We start from the raw sequence: 17,784 nt of genomic DNA, 5'->3' as shown, positions 1-17,784 counted from the left end.
AGAGAGGACTAATGCCTAATGACTAATGCATAATGACCAATAACCAATGACTAAGGTTCAGTTTTGCTTATCATTGTCTGACTCAGTTATGATTTTCAGCAAATAGACAACCTTTTGAAGGTTAGTTTAGAAAACTTAAACTAATTATAGTTTAGCAGTAATTCACAAACTACATATATATAGTTATCAGCATTGCCAACATTCTATAAAATAAATTGTTTGGAAAATATTTGGTAATCTCATAACAATTCTGGCTTTTAGTGTAATATACTTGGCTATGTTGAGATAAAAACTAAAGGATTATCTTCCTATTAGCTCAACCTCAGCTAAAATAAAATCGATTCCAACACTTCAAACATTCGTTTTCGACCTAAGTTGATGCCTAAACAGAAAAAAATTGAACCCCTAGTCGGCGAAGAACTGCTCAAAAAAGTCAAAGAGCTAGAGAACGAGAGCAAGGAAGACAAAGCCAAGAAGTGCGGCTACTATACCGTTACCAAAAATGGTATAGAGCGCGTCAATATGATGAAGTTCTTAAATGCCCTAATCGATGCCGAAGGCATTCAGTTAGACAGTACACCCAGTGCAAATGGTCGCGGTGGACGTAGTGCTAGCTATCGGATTAGCGTGCAATCTAATGGTAACTTGCTTATAGGTTCGGCTTATACAAAACAGATGAATCTCAAACCAGGAGATGAGTTTCTGATCACTTTAGGTAAGAAACACATTCGTTTGAGACAAGTAGATCCAGAAGATCGGGAAGAAGATGAAGCTCTAGAAGCTACAGCTTAATAAATAGTCATTAGTCAATTGTCAATAGTCATTTGTCTCTGTTACAAAGTCCTGAGGGTAGGTTTGTCACCATCAGGCTTTGCAATTTGTCTTTTGTCATTAGTCATTTGTGAAAACCAATGACCAATGACTATTTTGCAGAGCCAATTCATCGATTGTACAGACGCGTAGACGCTCGAAGAGCGGCTTCTCGTAAGAGTAGAATCGCGTCTCTACTAATGACTAATAACTATATCTGTTTTTGGTAAGACTGGTAAATGGTGGCGCAGTGCTTTGCGGGTAACTGCTAAATTGTATGTTAATGCAATTTGTTCTTTTTCCAGTAAACCTAAAATGCGATCGGGTTTGTCTCGTGCTACCACTGGTAATTGATGCAAACCTCTTACACTCATGCGGTCTAAAGCTTCAGATAATAGTTCATCTTGCCATGCATAAATAATTTCAGTAGTACAAATGTCCTTGAGAGTTTGACCGGATAAATTACCTGAAATTTCGGTTGAAGAATTTGGGTAAGTTTGCCAAAGAGCAAGGGCACGGTTGATGTCTTCTAGAGAGAGGATACCAACTAATTGGTCTTCTCGATCGACTACTAAAACACTTCGTGTGCGATCGCGCAGCATTTCCACAGCTGCTTCTAATACGCTCAAACTTGCAGGTAATTTTTTTGGATAGGGATGCATAGCATCTTCTACCAAAATTTCCTGCACAATTTCTGCTCGTTCATCTTTCAATTCTGAAAGACCAATTTGTTGTAGATTGGAATTAGAGTTAAAGGTTGGTTTAATCCTTTCTACTAACCAAACACTCAAACCAACGGCAGCCATTAAAGGTAAAACAATGCGGTAGTCGCGGGTTAATTCAAACAGCATTAAAATAGCTGTTAATGGTGCCCGGACACTGCCTGCTAACATTGCCGCCATTCCCACCATTGCATAAGCAGGAGGAGCCGCCATTTGCTCGCAAATTGCTGGGAATACCACAGCCAATATTTTGGCGTAAGCCGAACCAAAAGAAGCACCTAAAAACATCGCTGGTGCAAACAAACCGCCAATAAAACCGCTACCCGCGCTAATGGCAGTCATTACTAATTTCACCACTAGTAGTACAAGTAATAGGTGCAGTGAAAATTGCACATCTTGAAGCATTGCCTCTACAGTTTCATAACCAACGCCCAAAATTTGCGGGAACTGTAAAGCAGCTGCGCCCACAATAATACCGCCAATAATTGGATGAATTGGCTGAGGAATTTGCCCCAAAAATTGAAAGCCCGGAACTTTGCCAGCAAAGCAGGCTTTAGCCAAACGAATTGATTGAGTATAAGTTAAAGAAATTAAGCTAGCCCCTAAACCCAAGCCGAGATAAAGGGGTAATTCTAAAGGACTGCGGACTTGGTAGGCGGGTAAATCAAAAGCGGGTTGTGCCCCCAAACCAATTTGAGCAATTAAAGCTGCCACCACCGCCGCCAGCAGCACCACACTTACAGCAGAAGTAGCAAAGGATGTAGCACCCATCACCACCTCTAAGGCGAAAAATACCCCAGCTATGGGAGCATTAAACCCAGCTGCTAATCCCGCAGCCGCACCAGCGCCCAACAATAAACGTCGTCGTTCCTGAGATACGTTGAGGATCACAGACAACAACATACCAAAATTTGCGCCAATTTCTACACTGGGCCCCTCTGGGCCTAAAGAAGCACCGCTTCCCAAAGAAACTGATGCGGCTAACATTTTGGTGACTGGTCGTAGCGGTCGCCTGATCTCTGTTCCCTGGGAAGCGGCGATGAGAGACGAAAGCCCAGGGCCGAAATCTTGAGTACGCCAGCGCATCAAACCAACGATTAATCCACCAAGGGTGGGAACGCAAGCTAGAGTCCAAGCACCCCAGACACCAATTTGACCCATGAAATTTTCCAACATTAAATGGTGGATCAAATCGATCAAATAGTGAAAAGTGACTACACCCATACCAGTGCCACCGCCAATTAGCATAGCTAAAAATAGCACAACGGTTTCTGGGGATGGCTGAAAACGGTTTATTAAGTGAACTAAGCGGGCAGAAGGTGTGGGAAAGGCAGGTTGTTCCGTTACCTTCCTCAGTTGAGTGGGAGGCAAGAGAGTCATTGAGAGGCGGGGTAAATGTAAGAAAAAATTTAAATTTTTATCTGTTACTTCTCATTGTGAGCCATTATTTAGCAACCAGACAAGTAGACTTTATTTACTCGATTGACAAAGCCACAGCAAAAAATCTCACTATGCAAAATTTTTGTGGGAACAATAGTCAAATGGGAGACAATTAGTGTTAAGGGGTCAGCGATGCCTAGAGTTTTTGCTAGCTTAAGCTGATAGGGCATAAGTCAAAGCCAATCATATTCTCTCTAGAGTCAACACAAGTTCTATGAGACACAAACATTAATGAGAAGTCATTTTCGCCTAAATCTAGCTATACTCGTGTTGCGACCATTGAGCCATCCTTGGTAGTAATAGAATGTATGTGTGATTCAGCATTGATGTCAAAATATACTTAAGAAGTCATAGGAGTGGCAGATTAGGAAACAACGAGACAAAACCAATAAGATAACCATCTGTGTTTGTCTTTGCTTATCCGTGTCTCACTTTCTCCTTGTCCTCTTAGTTGACCCCAATTCAATATAACTATTCTTATAGAGCGAGTAAATGAATATACACACGTTTGATAATCATTATGTTACTTGCCCAATTTGCCAAAAAAATGCCACATCTAAACCAATTAAAACGCGTATTGGCTTGTTTTGTTGTCCCTATTGTCAAGAACGGCTAGTAGTTTGCCAAAGCGGCCATTATGTCCGCGATCCTTTTACTTGGAGACAAATGATGGTTTCTTCGGCTCTGCGTCGTCAAAGCCGTCCTTTGGCTAGGATTATCAGGGATTTTGTTTTACTTAAGCGTCCTATGGTAGCTTTTGCTGTAGGAAGTGCAATTTTTTTTAGTATGATTGCTATCACTCAGGAAAACACAAGTTCCGATCGCCAAGTGCTTCCTACAGAACAAATTAAAAAACCACAGGAAAAATCGCCATAATATTCGTCTTTTTCCGATGATGAATGAGATTTTACTTTAATCCTTCTAATTTTGCAATCAATAATATTTATTTGAAGCAGTGTTCTATGTTTCTTCAACAAATAGAACACTGTTTTACATTTAACGGCATTAAATAATATGTAGTAGGGAGCAGGGGAGATGGGGAGATGGGGAGATGGGGAGATGGGGGAGATGGGGAGATGGGGAAGTGTGGGGAGTGTGGGGAGTGTGGGGGGAAAGATTTCTTCCTCATCCTCCCACACCTCCCACCCCTCCCACACTTCCTGCTTGCCCATTGCCCAATGCCCCATTCGCTACAACATCTCACCCTACTGGGTGAAAAACAATTCAACCATTAAGGTGAACCGAGTGTGGGAGGTTACATTTTGTAAAAAAAGAGATTCTGGTAATAGAGAACATTGATATTACCTAACTCTAGTGAGAAATTCTATGAAACTTACAAAATTAACTGCTTCTGTCCTTGCTGCTGCTTCTATCATCCTCTCAGGTGGTATTGCTTCTGCTCAAACAGCTGGTACAAATGCTAACTATATTGGTGCTGGAATTGCGGCTGGTGCAACCAGTGGCGGACAAGGAAACGATGGCGCACAACTTGGTGGAAATGTTCAAGGACGTTACGCTGTTCCCAATGCACCTGTTTCACTACGAGGTTCTGTGCTTTACGGTGGTGATGCGGCTGCCATTATGCCTATAGTTACTTACGATGCGCCCATCGCCAAAAATACTAACGTTTACTTCGGTGGTGGTTATTCTTTCATCACTGACGAAGGTCAAAATAGCCCATTGGGCAATCGCAATGCACCTGTAGTTACCCTTGGTGTGGAATCAGAAGTTGCTAACAATGTCATCGCCTATGGCGATACAAAATGGGGCATTGACGCTTATAGAAACAGTGATGCTGATGCTGTGAGCTTCCAAGCCGGATTGGGTTATCGCTTCTAGGAATTGTAACAGCTGATTTGGAATTTCTTAGCAATCATATCTGACAGCTGCGATCGCGATTCATCCTTCATATCTGAGTTGTTTGTACTCAGATATGATTTTTTTTATTACAGCGCTTTTCATTTATTTGAACCACAATCCCTGATTGGGGCGAACAACCGTATGCTAAGGCAAGGTAAAGCCTACGCCTCTACAACGTCGTTTATTTAAGGTAACTCCAAAAAATAAATTATTCCGCTTGGGTTCGTTGACCCTTCTCCTATGGTCGCCGCTATGCTTCGACTCCGCTCAGGGTCAAGGCTGAGCGGAGTCGAAGCGTTGACTGCTGACTGTCAACGGTCAACAGTCAACAGTTAACAGTCTTCTGTAGAATATTTTTTTACTTGGAAGTCCCTAACTGAAAATTACTGTAATCATTTTTATTTATGATTTTGAAAAAAAATGCTATTGGCTATTGTTAATAGTTTCTCTTAGAGTAAAGTTAGGAATTTTATATGCTTGTATTAGAAATTACTCATGGACAAGATTAATCCCACTCCCGAAATAGTGGGTGAAACAACAGATGTCGAAGTTTGGCTAATTCGGGCAGGGCTAAAATTTTGCGACTTAGGTAATGATGCTGCCAGTAAAGCAATTCGTCAGCAATGGCGAGAGTACCAAGCCGCAGTTCATAGATGCTGTGTACTCCTACACAAACCACCTTCAAAGGTACAACTGAGCGGTGATTATGCCCGGTTGAGGATACCCCAAGGTTTAGAGGGGAGAGTGGGGAGAGTGGGGGGATGAGGGAGCAGGGGGAGCAAGGGAGGCAAGGGAGGCAAGGGAGACAAGGGAGACAAGGAGAATAAATCCTCAGTCAACCGTCAACCGTCAACACTCTCAATGCCCAACTTCTTTTTATTAGCAATTTGGCTTTGGTAGTGTCGCCATTTTTCCTGCTGGCGCGCTCTTTTTTCGTCGGTTAGGCTATCAAAACAATGGGCACAGGAAATACCTGGCTCGTATTTGGGAGATAATTTATCTTCTTCAGAAATGGGACGCCCGCAAGATAGGCATAATTCATAACTTCCTGATTCCAAGCCATGACTGACGGCTACCCTTTCGTCAAAAACAAAACATTCCCCTTGCCATAAACTTGCTTGGGCTGGAATTTCTTCCAAATATTTGAGAATGCCGCCTTTGAGGTGATAAACTTCTGCAAAACCTTGGGCAAGCATAAAGGATGAGGCTTTTTCACAGCGAATACCACCCGTACAAAACAGAGCGACTTTTTTGTGTTTTGTTGGGTCTAGGTGTTGGCGTACATAATCAGGGAATTCCCGAAATGAGGCGGTTTGCGGATTTTCTGCTCCTTGGAAAGTCCCGATATTTACTTCGTAATCGTTGCGGGTGTCAATTACAGTTACTTCTGGGTCAGAAATTAAATTATTCCATTCTTCGGGAGTGACATAAGTGCCTACTTGTTCGTTGGGGTCAATTTCCGGTAACCCTAAAGTGACGATTTCTTGCTTTAACCGCACCTTCATCCGCTCAAAAGGTGGTGTTTCGGTATAAGATTCTTTGTGTTCTAGGTCAGCTAGACGAGGATCGGAACGCAAAAACCACAGAACAGAATCGATCGCCTGACGCGAACCTGCTATTGTACCGTTAATTCCTTCTTCTGCCAGCAAAATTGTTCCTTTAATACCTTGCCCTTGACAGTAGGACAGCAAAGGCTCTCGTTTCTCGGCGAAATCTGGCAGTTTGACGAATTTATATAGTGTTGCCACCACCTGAATATTTTCTGGCTTCATCCCTTTAGTAATTACACAATATGAGTTACAATAACGAAGGCAAACAAAGTTACCTGCTATTTTAATTTTACGGGGGTTTAGCTCAGTTGGTAGAGCGCCTGCTTTGCAAGCAGGATGTCAGCGGTTCGAGTCCGCTAACCTCCATTATTATTTGAGAGTTGAAAACTTCCAAGGTTGTTAAACATTATCGTTTCACTACCAACGCAGGTATGATTATATTTGAAATTGGTAAATCCGCGATCGCTGTTTAAGGGAACTCCAAAAAATAAATCATTCCAGTTCATGCGTTGACGGTTAACAGTCAACAGTCAACAGTCTTCTATAAAATATTTTTTACTTCCAAGTCCCTAAATAGTAATTTTCATAACGGGCACAGGATTGCTATCAAATCGCTGTTAACTTGGATATTGTACAATTCCTCAAAATACAATCAAAGAAAGCGACTTGCCTAAATCGATTCAGTCTACTCAACCACCACTGAAATTTATTCCCCAACAATTTAACCCGTCGATACTCTACATTTTTCGATGGTTACTGCCAATAGTGCTGCGATTCCGCACTCGACCTTGGTTACCAGCTGGGATTGTCAAAATTGAAGCTGAGAATGTTGAGGTCTTGGCTAAACTTTATCAACAATTCCAGGAGGGGAAGATTCGCTTTTTGTTGGCATTTCGCCACCCAGAGGTGGAAGATCCCCTCTGTATGTTGTATTTGCTTTCTCGAATTGTGCCAAAGGTGGCGCGCCAGAAAAATATCCAGCTACAAGACCCGGTTCACAGCTATTTTCTTTATGACCGGGGGATGACAATTTGGGCTGGAAACTGGCTCGGATGGTTGTTTTCACAGGTGGGGGGTGTGCCGGTGCGTCGCGGTAGGCGGTTAGACCGCCAAGCTATTCAAACAGCGCGGGAGTTATTTGCTAATGGCAAACTACCGATCGCAGTGGCACCGGAAGGCGGTACTAATGGTCATAGTGGCATTGTTAGTCCGCTAGAACCCGGTGTTTCCCAAATGGGGTTTTGGTGTGTAGAAGATTTGCAAAAAGCCAACCGTTCTGAAACAGTTTTAATTGTGCCCGTTGCCATTCAATATTCCTATGACAAGCCACCTTGGACAAAACTCAATTGGCTATTAAGTAAATTAGAAGCTGATAGTGGCTTACCTGTAATGGCAAGTACTCCAGACCATGACCCAGAAATTTACTATCAACGCATCTATCGTTTGGGTGAATATCTGATTACAGAAATGGAGGAATTTTACCGTCGTTTCTATCATCAAGATATTCCGAAAACTGTCTGCAATGATGAAGAATCTGAAAGTCAAAATCAGGTATTAATTAATAGACTGCATCGCCTACTAGATAAGTCTTTAGCAGTTACCGAGGAATATTTTGGAGTTCAAGCACAGGGAAATTTCATTGACCGTTGTCGCCGCTTGGAAGAAGCTGGGTGGAATTATATTTACCGCGAAGATTTACCAGATATTAATAATTTACCACCCCTAAAACGCGGTTTGGCAGATTGGATTGCCCAAGAAGCAGACTTGCGAATGCGGCACATGCGGATAGTGGAAAGTTTCGTTGCAGTCACCGCAAATTATATTCAAGAAAAACCCACAGCAGAAAAGTTTGCGGAAACAACTTTGCTGATTTTTGATATGCTTTCTCGCATTAAAGATACCACACTTCCAGGGCGACCAAGTTTAGGTTTACGACGAGCAAAAATTACCGTGGGAGAGCCAATTTCAGTTAGCGAACGTTGGGAGAAAGCTCAGGGCGATGCCTACAGTGGTAAACTACGCCACGCATCTAGGCAAGCTGCAAGCGAATTAACTAAAGATTTGCAAATCGCTTTAGAGAAAATGATTAATTGATTAACTTATGCAGAATTATTTAGGACTTACGCAACGCCGATATTGTCATTGCGACCGAAACGGAGTGTAGGGAAGCAATCCCAGCGTCAGGGTGGATTACTTCTCTACGAGACGCTGTGCGTAGCTTACTTCTGGGTAGGAGTACGCTATCGCTCGTAATGACCCAATTACGTTATTTTTGCGTAAGTCCTGTTATTTTAGGTGATAGGTTATGGGAATTGATGAAATACTTAAAGCTAATCGTGAAGAAATTCTGACAATTGCTACCAAGTATGGAGCATATAATGTGCGAGTGTTTGGTTCAGTTGCTAGGGGTGAAGCAACACCAGATAGTGATGTAGATTTTCTAGTAGAACTGGAACCGCAACGAACTTTATTAGATCAAATTGCTTTGATGCAATCATTGGAAGAGTTGCTAGGACGCAAAGTAGATGTGACTGAACCCAAAACTCTACATGAATGTATTAAACAAAAAGTGTTAAAAGAAGCTGTGGTTTTATAACAGAAGTCAGAAGTCAGAAGTCAGAATTCATAATTACTCTATGAGATATAAGAATCATATTTGATTTGGTGAAAAATCTAAGTATTTGTAGTGGCGTGGCAAGGCTAAAATGGTGCATAAAATTTAGCTTTTGTGGTGTGGGCATCTTGCCCGCACCGGACGGGCGAGACGCCCATCCCACAAGAGTTTATTAATGTACTATTTTGATTGGAAATTCTCAAGGCAATTATCCGAAATCGTGGCTTTGCCCTCTGTATAATCACTGGGATGGGCAAAAATATCAAGCTGATATCGGGTGATTTGGGATGAAACTAGATTTAATCAGGTTTTTTCAGGCTTGCAACCCTAGTAAGACTCTGGTTGTGAGTAAACCGGAAGATAGGCAGTATTATATTGATTTTTCTAAAGTGCGTGGTGCCAGGATTATTGAGGAACTGGGGCGGACTATCACCAGGCTTTCGCCGGAAGAACCCACCTGTCAATTATTTACTGGACATATCGGTTGTGGCAAGTCTACTGAATTATTGCGTCTGAAAGCAGAGTTAGAACACCAAGGTTTTCATACAGTTTATTTTGAGTCTAGCCAAAGCCTGGATATGGCTGATATTGATGTTACAGATATTTTACTGGCAGTAGCTCGTGAAGTCAGTCAAAGTCTGGAAGCAATCAAAATTAATCTGAAGCCAGGATATTTTAAAAATCTGTTTCAGGAAATTTCAGAATTTTTGCAAACACCTTTAGATATTGGCGTTGAGGCTGAATTGTCTGTGGGTATTGCCAAAATCACCGCCAAAACGAAAGATAGTCCCAAGCTTCGCGGCCAGTTGCGACAATATTTAGAACCGCGCACCAATGGTATTTTAGAATCACTTAACAAAGAATTGCTCAAGCCTGCCAGAGAAAAACTCAAGCAGCAAGGTAAAAAAGGACTCGTGGTAATTGTCGATAACCTCGACCGAGTTTATAATTCTTGGAAGCCTTCTGGTTATTATCAACCAGAATATTTATTTGTAGAACGGGGCGAACAATTAAATAAACTTAGTTGTCACGTTGTTTATACAATTCCCTTGGTGTTGATTTTTTCCAATGCTTTAGGCAGATTAACAAATCGCTTCGGCTTAGACCCCAAGGTTTTGCCGATGGTTCCCGTACAACTACAGGATGGTTCGCAATTTTCACAAGGAATTACGCTACTGCAACAAATGGTGATGGCGAGGGCTTTTCCTGGTGTCAGTTGGGAACAAAGCCAGCATTTAATTACCGAAGTTTTTGATAGTCCTAAAACTTTAGAAAGACTGTGTTTAGTTAGCGGTGGTCATTTACGAAATTTGTTGAAGTTATTATTTTGCTGTCTTCAACAAGAAGACCCACCAATATCACAAGAGTGCCTGAATAGAGTCATTAAACAACGTTGCAACGAGTTAACTTTGGCAATTACAGCTGATGAATGGGAACTATTGCGGGAAGTAGCACAAGAAAAAAGCTTAAGAGGTCATGAAAGATACGAACTTTTGCTTCGCAATATGTTTGTATTTGAATACCGAAATGAGGATGGTTCGTGGTTTGATATCAATCCGATTTTGACTGAAACTAAGGAATTCAGGTTATGAGTAATCAAAACGAGCCAGAATATTTGAACGTTGAAAATGAACGTTCATTGCAAACTCTGGTGCGAGCAATTACCCTTTCTCAAGGAGAATTTTTGCTGATTTTATTGCGTTGTAATTATGCAGTTTTACGTCAGGATATAGTACAACGTCTACAGGAACTATCTCCTGTTAAAATTCGTGAAATCACCTTACCTACGTCAGTGAAAACTCTTTACACCTGTATAGGTGAAGAACTCGCAGATGAACAGCCACCAGCGTTAATGGTTTTTGGTTTGGAATCGGTTAAAGATATTGATACAGTTTTAACTTCAGCTAACCAAGTACGAGAGGAGTTTAGAAAAAATTTACCGTTCCCGGTGATTTTATTGGTTAATGACCAAGTTCTACAAAAGTTGATAAGATTAGCAACAGATTTCGAGAATTGGGCAACAATAATTCCCACTGCGATCGCTACTATTGATTTAGTTAAATTAATCAAACAAACTGCTGAGTCAGTTTTTGAGCAAGTTATGGATGCTGGTGCAGGAAAATTTCTTGATAATTCTGCACTCAATCTCGCAATTGGTTCGCCGCAGCGCGTGGAACTGGAATTAGCACAAACCGAACTGCAAAAACGCGGTGTGAAGTTAGACGCAGAACTAGAAGCTAGTTTAGAATTTGTTCTCGGTCGAGATGCGGTTTCGATGGAACAGTCACGCCAGCATTATGAACGCAGTTTAACACTTTGGCAGCAGATTTCTAAACTAGAGCAGCAAGGATGTGTACTGTACAATTTGGGGTTATGGTGGCGTACTTATGCAGTGCAACACTTAACACAAGAGCAATCTGCTTGCTTACAAGCTAAAGATTATTATCAAAAATGTCTGGAGGTATTTGAACAAGCAAATTGTCCCGACTTAATCGCAAAATTTATCAATGCTCTAGGAGAAGTACTGCAAAAACTCGAACTATGGGATGAGTTAGAAAAGGTTGCACAAAAAGCTTTAAAGCTATATCAAACTTATCCTGATTGGTTTAGAGAAGCGAGAGCTTACGGATTTATTTCTGAGGTAGCACTGGCTAAATCTGATTGGAATAAAGCCAAACAAGCTGCGGAACAAGCTCTTTCTATTGTAGCTGCTAATCAATCTACTGAAGCCAATGCTAATTTAGAATTAGTCTTATATTCTCATCAGGGTTGGTATTTATTTGCACTAGCTAGAGCGCAACAACAGCTTAAGAAGATACAAGATGCTTTAATTACTCTAAAAACTGCCAAACAAAAAACTAAACCTCAATACGATCCAGAGCTTTATATTTCCATATTAAAAAATTTACGAGAAATTTATTATCATCAACGTCAATATCTTGAAGCTTTTCAGATTAAGCAAGAACAAATTCAAATTGAACATCAATATGGTTTTCGCGCTTTCATTGGAGCAGCTTATTTAAATCCTCAGTATGAGGTAATTAATCCGGCATTAGTGCAAATAGAAAATTCAGTAAAAGTTGCCCAAGAAATTGCTGTTTCTGGCCGTCAAAAAGATGTGGATAGATTACGAGAAAGAATGAGCCGTAATGACCATAAATTAACTGTATTTCATGGTCATTCCGGTGTAGGTAAAAGTTCGATTTTAATCGGCGGTTTAATACCTGCTCTGCAACTGCAATCAATTGATGCTCGTGACGTATTACCTATTATCGTCAGAGTCTATACAGATTGGATGGGGATATTAGGAAAACGTTTAGCCAATAATGGTACGTCTAGTATTTCCATAGAATCTATATGTGAAAATTTACATAAAAATGCCGAGCGTAATCTGTTAACAGTTTTGATTTTCGATCAGGTTGAAGAATTTTTCTTTGTTTACACAGATAAAAGTAAAAGGCAGCCATTTTATAATTTTTTGCACTTTTGCTTAGATATTCCTTTTGTGAAGGTGATTCTTTGTTTGAGAGAAGATTATTTACATTATTTATTAGAATGCGATCGCTTATTTAATTTTACAGCAATTAATAATAATATTCTAGATAAGTATATTCGTTATGAATTAAAAAATTTATCTTCGGAAGATGCCAAAGCTGTTGTCCAGAGTTTAACTAAGCAAACCAACTTTTATTTAGAACCTGTGTTAATTGATAAATTACTGGAAGATTTATCAGACCAGGGAGAAGTACGCCCGATTGAATTGCAAATTGTAGGAGCGCAACTCCAAACACATAAAATTACAACTTTAGAAAAATATCTTCAGGCAGGCACAAAAGAAAAGTTGGTAGAGGGATTTTTAGAAGAAGTTATTCAAGACTGTGGTTTTGAAAATGAACGTTGTGCCAGAGTAGTTTTATATTTACTCACAGACGAAAATCGCACTCGTCCCCTGAAAACTGCTGACAATTTAGCAGAAGATTTAAAAACAGCAGATATTGTCTCAAATGAACAACAACTAAATTTAGTCTTAGAAATTTTAGTTGGTTCGGGGTTGGTGTTAAATATTCCTGAAGACCCTGCCGATCGATATCAATTAGTTCATGATTATTTAGTATCTTTTATTAGGCATTCACAACAAGCAAGAGAGTTAGAAGAACGGAAAAAGGAAAAGAAAAAACGACAACAGGCTGAAGCACAGCTAAATCGCGTTCTTAAACAGCAACGCAACTGGGCGATCGCTGGAGTTGCTATGATGACAATTCTGGCAGTTCTATCAGGAAGATTTTGGGCGCAAGCAGAATCTCAAAAACGAGAAGTAGAAAACAACCGAATAATAGCCATTAGTAAAACTTCAGAAGCTCTTTTTGCCTCAGGTCAAAGGTTTGATGCTCTCAAAGAAGGCATCAAGGCGGGAATATTGCTAAAACAATTACCTTTTATACAAAGTCAGGATAAAGAATACATTGCTACACAAGTTGTAACAGCACTACAACAACCAGTTTACTGGTTAGTAGAGCGCAATCGTTTAGAAGACCATAAAGGTCTAATTTGGGGCATGAATTTGTCACCTGACGGTGAAATAATTGCCTCAGCTAGTTTTGACCACACGGTAAAACTATGGAATCGTGAAGGTAGATTAATACAAACTCTTGAAGGACATAAAGATAAAGTCTTGAGCGTTAATTTTTCACCTGACGGTCAGATGATTGCTTCAGGCGATTTCGATGGTACCGTGATACTTTGGAAGCGTGAAAGTACTCAATTCAAAGAGTTCAAAAAGTTCAAAGCTCACAATAGCAAAAATAGCAATGGAGTTTATGGAATAAGTTTTTCTCCGGATGGCGAGATGTTTGCTACAGCTAGTCGGGACAAAACTGTGAAACTTTGGAAACCTAACGGCTATGGAATAAGAACATTTACAGGATATGAAGATGGAGTTACTAGCGTTGCTTTCTCACCTGATGGTCAGATCATTGCCACGGGTGGCCGGGACAGGAAAGTAAAATTGTGGAGACCCAACGGTAAACTCCTCAAACCTTTTAAAGATAAGCATGAGGACTTTGTTTGGGCTGTAGCTTGGTCGCCGGATGGTAAGATAATTGCCACTGCTGGGCGGGACAACTTCGTAAAAGTTTGGAACCTAGACGGCAAAGTCCTAGAAGTTTTTAAAGGGCATAGAGAGAGGGTTATGAATGTAAGTTTTAGTCCCGATGGCAAGATAATTGCCTCAGCTAGCCAAGACAAAACAGTGAAGCTTTGGAAGCTTGACAAAAAATCTGATGGCAAGCTTGAAGGTACATTACTGACAACTCTCTCAGGACATACAAATGGGGTTTATGCTGCACGTTTCTCGCCTGACTGTAAAGTTCTTGTCACCGCCAGTGCTGACAGTACGATAAAAATTTGGCAGCTTGATGCTGGAAGTTTGTTACACAAGGGCGATCGCAATGCGTCCATTTGCGCTGACAGTACCATGAAAGGTGGTCGGCTAGGAAGTGGTGTGCTAAGTACCCTCAATTCTCATGACGATCGGGTTAATAAGGTGAGTTTCTCACCAGATGGCAAAATAATTGCTTCTGCTAGTTATGACAAAACCGTGAAACTTTGGAAATCTGATGATGGTACCTTGTTCAGAACTCTTGAGGGGCATAAAGATCAAGTTAATAGTGTCGCTTTCTCCCCCGATCGTAAAATCATTGCCTCTGCCAGTGCAGATAAAACTGTAAAACTCTGGAAGCTGGACGGTAGCCTCATCAAAACCCTGAGTGATGATAGCGACAAAATATTAGATGTGAGTTTTTCACCCGACGGTCAACTTTTGGCTGCGGGTGGTGTGGATAATACAGTGAAAATTTGGCGGCGAGATGCCAAAGGTGAGTTTGAAACCCTACCTTACCAAGTTCTCAAAGCTCATCGCGATTGGGTCAGAAGTGTAGCTTGGTCGCCAGATAGTAAATTTGTTGCTTCAGCAAGTGATGACAACACGATAAAACTTTGGCAGCGCGATCGCAATCAAAAGTTTAAAATTTACAAAAGTCTCACCGGAGAAAACGCGCATAAAAGTTGGGTTTATAGCGTTAGCTTTTCACACGATGGCAAAATTATTGCCACGACGAGTAATGATAAAACGGCGATTCTTTGGAAGCAAGACAGTGGAGGTGAGTTTCGCTTCTATAAACAGTTAATCGGACATAACGATGAAGTCAAAAGTGTAAGTTTCTCATCCGACGATCGCACCATTGCCACTGCCAGTGATGACAAGACAGTAAAACTTTGGCGGGTAAATGGCACTCTCATCAGAACTCTTAGCGGACATAGCAAAGAAATATTAAGTGTCAGTTTTTCACCCAATGACAAGACTCTGGCATTAGGCAGTGCTGATAACACTGTGATTTTGTGGGATTTGCAACAGTTAAATTCTCTAGATAAGTTAGATAACTTACTGGTGCGTGGCTGTGAATGGTTACATGATTATTTGCACAATAACCCGAATGTAAGCCAGAGCGATCGCCATCTCTGCGACAATATCAAGTAACAGCCAAGCGGTTCTTGGTTGAAGAACACCGCAGTGTTCCCAGTTCAGAACAGCTATATTTAAACATTTGCAACCAACATCGTAACCTTGGTGACCAACATCGTAACCTTGGTGACCAACATTGTAACCTTGGTGACCAACATTGTAACCTTGGTGACCAACATCGTAACGTTGATGACCAACATCGTAACCTTGGTGACCAACATCGTAACGTTGATGACCAACATTGTAACGTTGATGACCAACATCGTAACCTTGGTGACCAACATTGTAATGTTTTTAATTCTGGCGATCGCTTGCTTTGCATTTACGCTCTCTCTCACATTATCTCAGGCAATGCTATTTCTTCTCTAACCCATAGCAAGCAAGATGCTTTCAATCCCACACCCGTTGCAAATTCAAGACAAAACCCGGCAACACCGCTTCACCTGACAACTGGGCAGGATTTTCCAATACTTCCACATCCTTAGCCAGTCGATAAATTTCCACCCGTCCCTGCTGTGGGTCGATTAACCAACCAAGTTTAGCGCCATTGTCGATATACTCCCTCATTTTATCTTGCAGGGATTTGAGGGTATCTGAACTAGAGCGTAACTCAACCACAAAATCGGGACAGATATTAGCAAAGGTTCCTTTTTGTGCCGAAGTCAGCGCTTGCCATCGTTCTTGACTCACCCAAGAGGCATCGGGGGAGCGAGTCGCACCATTGGGTAAAATGAAGCCTGTAGAAGAATCAAAGACCTTACCAGGTTCGCCGGCATTACGCCACCACAAATACAATTCTCCAGAAATACTGCAATTTCGCTCTCCTGTTTCCCAGCCTGTTGGTGGGTTCACTATTAATTCTCCTTGTGCGGTTCTTTCCAGTCTCAATTCTCGGTTGGCTGCGGCTAAAGCAGCAAACTGTTCTTGGGTAACATACAGCCCAATGGACTTGGGCAACTCAATCAATAGGGTTTCGGTTTCTGGACTAGCGGGTGTTTGTACCATCTTGACCTCTCATATCATGTCTGGTTAAAGACTTATTGTTTAGACTGACGGGGGGAGGTGGGGAGGTGGGGAGGTGGGGAGTTTTTTTTTGATAAGTGATTAGGCGGTTATGATATAACAAATTTTACAAGCTTTGTTCGGGTCTGTCTGAGGCGCTGTGCGATCGCCCAAGTGTCTCGAACGGCAAGCGCAATTGCAGATAATTATAAGCGATCGCCATTTTTTCTCTAACCTCCTTCTCTGCTGTTGGGACGATGATATAACCTGATTTGCCATGCCATCATCAGCTATGAAATCAAAGGGCGAGGTTTTTCATGGCATTAGAAGGGGTGATTTTAGATATTGATGGCACGCTGGTTTTAAGTAATGATAGTCATGCAAATTCCTGGGTGGAAGCATTTGCAGGTTATAACTTCGAGGTGCCTTTTGAAAAAGTTAGACCGCTTATGGGTATGGGGGGAGACCAACTTATTCCCAAAGTAGTACCAGAATTAAATGGTGAAGAAGGAACTGGTAAAGCGATCGCCGATTTACGCAAACAACTATTATTTGATAAATACATACCACAAATTACAGCTGCCAAGGGTAGCAGAGAATTAATATTAAAAATGCAAAAATCGGGATTGCATTTGGTTGTTGCCAGTTCAGCCAGTTCTCAAGAACTTGAGATTATGCTCAAAATTGCCCAAGTAGAGGATTTGCTAACAGAAGTCACTACATCCGATGATGCCGAAGCATCTAAACCTGCTCCAGACATTGTACAAGCCGCTTTGAATAAAGGACAAATGACACCTGGTAAAGTAGTAATGCTAGGAGATTCGCCCTATGATATTGAATCTGCTGGCAAAGCAGGGGTATGTGTAATTGCTTTGCGCTGTGGTGGCTTTAGCGACGAACAATTATCCCAAGCGCTGGCAATTTATGATGACCCAGAAGATTTGCTACAGCAGTATGATTCTTCTCCCTTGGGTGCAAATTTGGAAGTATGAATTCAGGAGTCAGGAGTCAGGAGTCAGGAGTCAGAAGTCAGGAGTCAGGAGTCAGGAGTCAGGAGTCAGAAGTCAGGAGTCAGGAGTCAGAATAGCGATCGCACTTTCTAGAATGATTTTAGGCGATGCCTAAGTAGAACAGGGTAAATAATTAAAGGTTTGTAGTGAGAACTAAAATTCTCAAAAAAGGACTAAAGTCCTGACTACGAACTAAATCTTATTATTTTTACATTACTGAACATAGTTTGGTTTTTTCAAGTTGTTCTACTTACGG

14 protein-coding genes and 1 tRNA gene are annotated in these 17,784 nt (G+C 41.3%); 12 read left to right on the top strand and 3 right to left on the bottom strand.

Annotation, left to right across the window (positions count from 1 at the left end; translation table 11 throughout):
* Positions 1-378 precede the first annotated feature (378 nt).
* Positions 379-792: an AbrB family transcriptional regulator gene (locus VF06_RS00495; RefSeq protein ID WP_099067624.1), complete on the top strand. Its 414-nt coding sequence runs from the start codon at positions 379-381 to the stop codon at positions 790-792.
* Positions 793-1,007: 215 nt separating this feature from the next.
* Here the strand turns inward: VF06_RS00495 and VF06_RS00490 are convergent, their stop codons facing one another.
* Complete coding sequence (locus tag VF06_RS00490; protein WP_099067623.1) at positions 1,008-2,912, bottom strand: chloride channel protein; 1,905 nt, start codon at positions 2,910-2,912, stop codon at positions 1,008-1,010.
* A 552-nt stretch (positions 2,913-3,464) separates the two neighbouring features.
* On the opposite strand from VF06_RS00490, the gene VF06_RS00485 reads away from it, so the two are divergent.
* The 4 genes from VF06_RS00485 (at position 3,465) to VF06_RS00475 (ending at position 5,597) form a co-directional block, all read left to right on the top strand.
* Positions 3,465-3,848 (top strand): hypothetical protein, encoded by a 384-nt coding sequence (locus VF06_RS00485; RefSeq protein ID WP_099067622.1) that lies wholly within the window; start codon positions 3,465-3,467, stop codon positions 3,846-3,848.
* A gap of 159 nt (positions 3,849-4,007) precedes the next feature.
* Positions 4,008-4,271 (top strand): hypothetical protein, encoded by a 264-nt coding sequence (locus VF06_RS40090; RefSeq protein ID WP_180267617.1) that lies wholly within the window; start codon positions 4,008-4,010, stop codon positions 4,269-4,271.
* 27 nt (positions 4,272-4,298) lie between these two features.
* Positions 4,299-4,811, top strand: a complete 513-nt coding sequence (locus VF06_RS00480) for an outer membrane beta-barrel protein (protein ID WP_099067621.1) — start codon at positions 4,299-4,301, stop codon at positions 4,809-4,811.
* Positions 4,812-5,327: 516 nt separating this feature from the next.
* Entirely contained in the window at positions 5,328-5,597 is a 270-nt protein-coding gene (locus VF06_RS00475; protein ID WP_099067620.1) for a hypothetical protein, read from the top strand.
* Between the two features lie 77 nt (positions 5,598-5,674).
* On the opposite strand, the gene trhO is transcribed toward VF06_RS00475, so the two are convergent.
* The gene (trhO, locus tag VF06_RS00470; protein WP_099067619.1) at positions 5,675-6,604 is read right to left on the bottom strand and encodes an oxygen-dependent tRNA uridine(34) hydroxylase TrhO; all 930 of its coding nucleotides are present in this window, start codon (positions 6,602-6,604) and stop codon (positions 5,675-5,677) included.
* Between the two features lie 71 nt (positions 6,605-6,675).
* Here trhO and VF06_RS00465 point away from each other — a divergent pair.
* The 6 genes from VF06_RS00465 to VF06_RS38785 all read left to right on the top strand — a co-directional run bounded on the left by VF06_RS00465 (position 6,676) and on the right by VF06_RS38785 (position 15,885).
* A tRNA-Ala gene (locus VF06_RS00465) sits at positions 6,676-6,748 on the top strand.
* Positions 6,749-7,048: 300 nt separating this feature from the next.
* Positions 7,049-8,476 carry a lysophospholipid acyltransferase family protein gene (locus VF06_RS00460; RefSeq protein ID WP_099067618.1) on the top strand — a complete coding sequence of 476 codons (1,428 nt, stop codon included), beginning with the start codon at positions 7,049-7,051 and terminating at the stop codon, positions 8,474-8,476.
* A gap of 211 nt (positions 8,477-8,687) precedes the next feature.
* Positions 8,688-8,978 (top strand): nucleotidyltransferase family protein, encoded by a 291-nt coding sequence (locus tag VF06_RS00455; protein WP_099067617.1) that lies wholly within the window; start codon positions 8,688-8,690, stop codon positions 8,976-8,978.
* A gap of 305 nt (positions 8,979-9,283) precedes the next feature.
* Positions 9,284-10,588, top strand: a complete 1,305-nt coding sequence (locus VF06_RS00450; protein ID WP_099067616.1) for a P-loop NTPase fold protein — start codon at positions 9,284-9,286, stop codon at positions 10,586-10,588.
* Complete coding sequence (locus tag VF06_RS00445; protein WP_099067615.1) at positions 10,585-15,531, top strand: WD40 domain-containing protein; 4,947 nt, start codon at positions 10,585-10,587, stop codon at positions 15,529-15,531. The genes VF06_RS00450 and VF06_RS00445 overlap by 4 nt, the downstream gene beginning before the upstream one ends.
* Positions 15,532-15,705: 174 nt before the next feature.
* A complete protein-coding gene (locus VF06_RS38785; RefSeq protein ID WP_143861638.1) occupies positions 15,706-15,885 on the top strand; it encodes a hypothetical protein in 180 nt (59 codons plus the stop codon).
* 21 nt (positions 15,886-15,906) lie between these two features.
* On the opposite strand, the gene VF06_RS00435 is transcribed toward VF06_RS38785, so the two are convergent.
* Complete coding sequence (locus VF06_RS00435; RefSeq protein ID WP_099067613.1) at positions 15,907-16,521, bottom strand: Uma2 family endonuclease; 615 nt, start codon at positions 16,519-16,521, stop codon at positions 15,907-15,909.
* A 314-nt stretch (positions 16,522-16,835) separates the two neighbouring features.
* On the opposite strand from VF06_RS00435, the gene VF06_RS00430 reads away from it, so the two are divergent.
* Entirely contained in the window at positions 16,836-17,510 is a 675-nt protein-coding gene (locus VF06_RS00430) for an HAD family hydrolase (protein WP_099067612.1), read from the top strand.
* Positions 17,511-17,784 lie beyond the last annotated feature (274 nt).

This window comes from Nostoc linckia z4, from assembly GCF_002608075.1.
GTDB classification, from domain to species: domain Bacteria; phylum Cyanobacteriota; class Cyanobacteriia; order Cyanobacteriales; family Nostocaceae; genus Nostoc; species Nostoc linckia.
The sequence above is the reverse complement of the archived record's forward strand: the minus strand, read 5'-3'. Positions and strand labels throughout refer to the sequence as shown.

Excerpts from the sequence above, each read along its gene's own strand:
- VF06_RS00495 (WP_099067624.1), top strand. The coding sequence starts at position 379 with ATGCCTAAACAGAAAAAAATTGAACCCCTAGTCGGCGAAGAACTGCTC.
- VF06_RS00490 (WP_099067623.1), bottom strand. The coding sequence starts at position 2,912 with ATGACTCTCTTGCCTCCCACTCAACTGAGGAAGGTAACGGAACAACCT.
- VF06_RS00485 (WP_099067622.1), top strand. The coding sequence starts at position 3,465 with ATGAATATACACACGTTTGATAATCATTATGTTACTTGCCCAATTTGC.
- VF06_RS40090 (WP_180267617.1), top strand. The coding sequence starts at position 4,008 with ATGGGGAGATGGGGAGATGGGGAGATGGGGGAGATGGGGAGATGGGGA.
- VF06_RS00480 (WP_099067621.1), top strand. The coding sequence starts at position 4,299 with ATGAAACTTACAAAATTAACTGCTTCTGTCCTTGCTGCTGCTTCTATC.
- VF06_RS00475 (WP_099067620.1), top strand. The coding sequence starts at position 5,328 with ATGGACAAGATTAATCCCACTCCCGAAATAGTGGGTGAAACAACAGAT.
- trhO (WP_099067619.1), bottom strand. The coding sequence starts at position 6,604 with ATGAAGCCAGAAAATATTCAGGTGGTGGCAACACTATATAAATTCGTC.
- VF06_RS00455 (WP_099067617.1), top strand. The coding sequence starts at position 8,688 with ATGGGAATTGATGAAATACTTAAAGCTAATCGTGAAGAAATTCTGACA.
- VF06_RS00450 (WP_099067616.1), top strand. The coding sequence starts at position 9,284 with ATGAAACTAGATTTAATCAGGTTTTTTCAGGCTTGCAACCCTAGTAAG.
- VF06_RS00445 (WP_099067615.1), top strand. The coding sequence starts at position 10,585 with ATGAGTAATCAAAACGAGCCAGAATATTTGAACGTTGAAAATGAACGT.
- VF06_RS38785 (WP_143861638.1), top strand. The coding sequence starts at position 15,706 with ATGACCAACATCGTAACCTTGGTGACCAACATCGTAACGTTGATGACC.
- VF06_RS00435 (WP_099067613.1), bottom strand. The coding sequence starts at position 16,521 with ATGGTACAAACACCCGCTAGTCCAGAAACCGAAACCCTATTGATTGAG.
- VF06_RS00430 (WP_099067612.1), top strand. The coding sequence starts at position 16,836 with ATGGCATTAGAAGGGGTGATTTTAGATATTGATGGCACGCTGGTTTTA.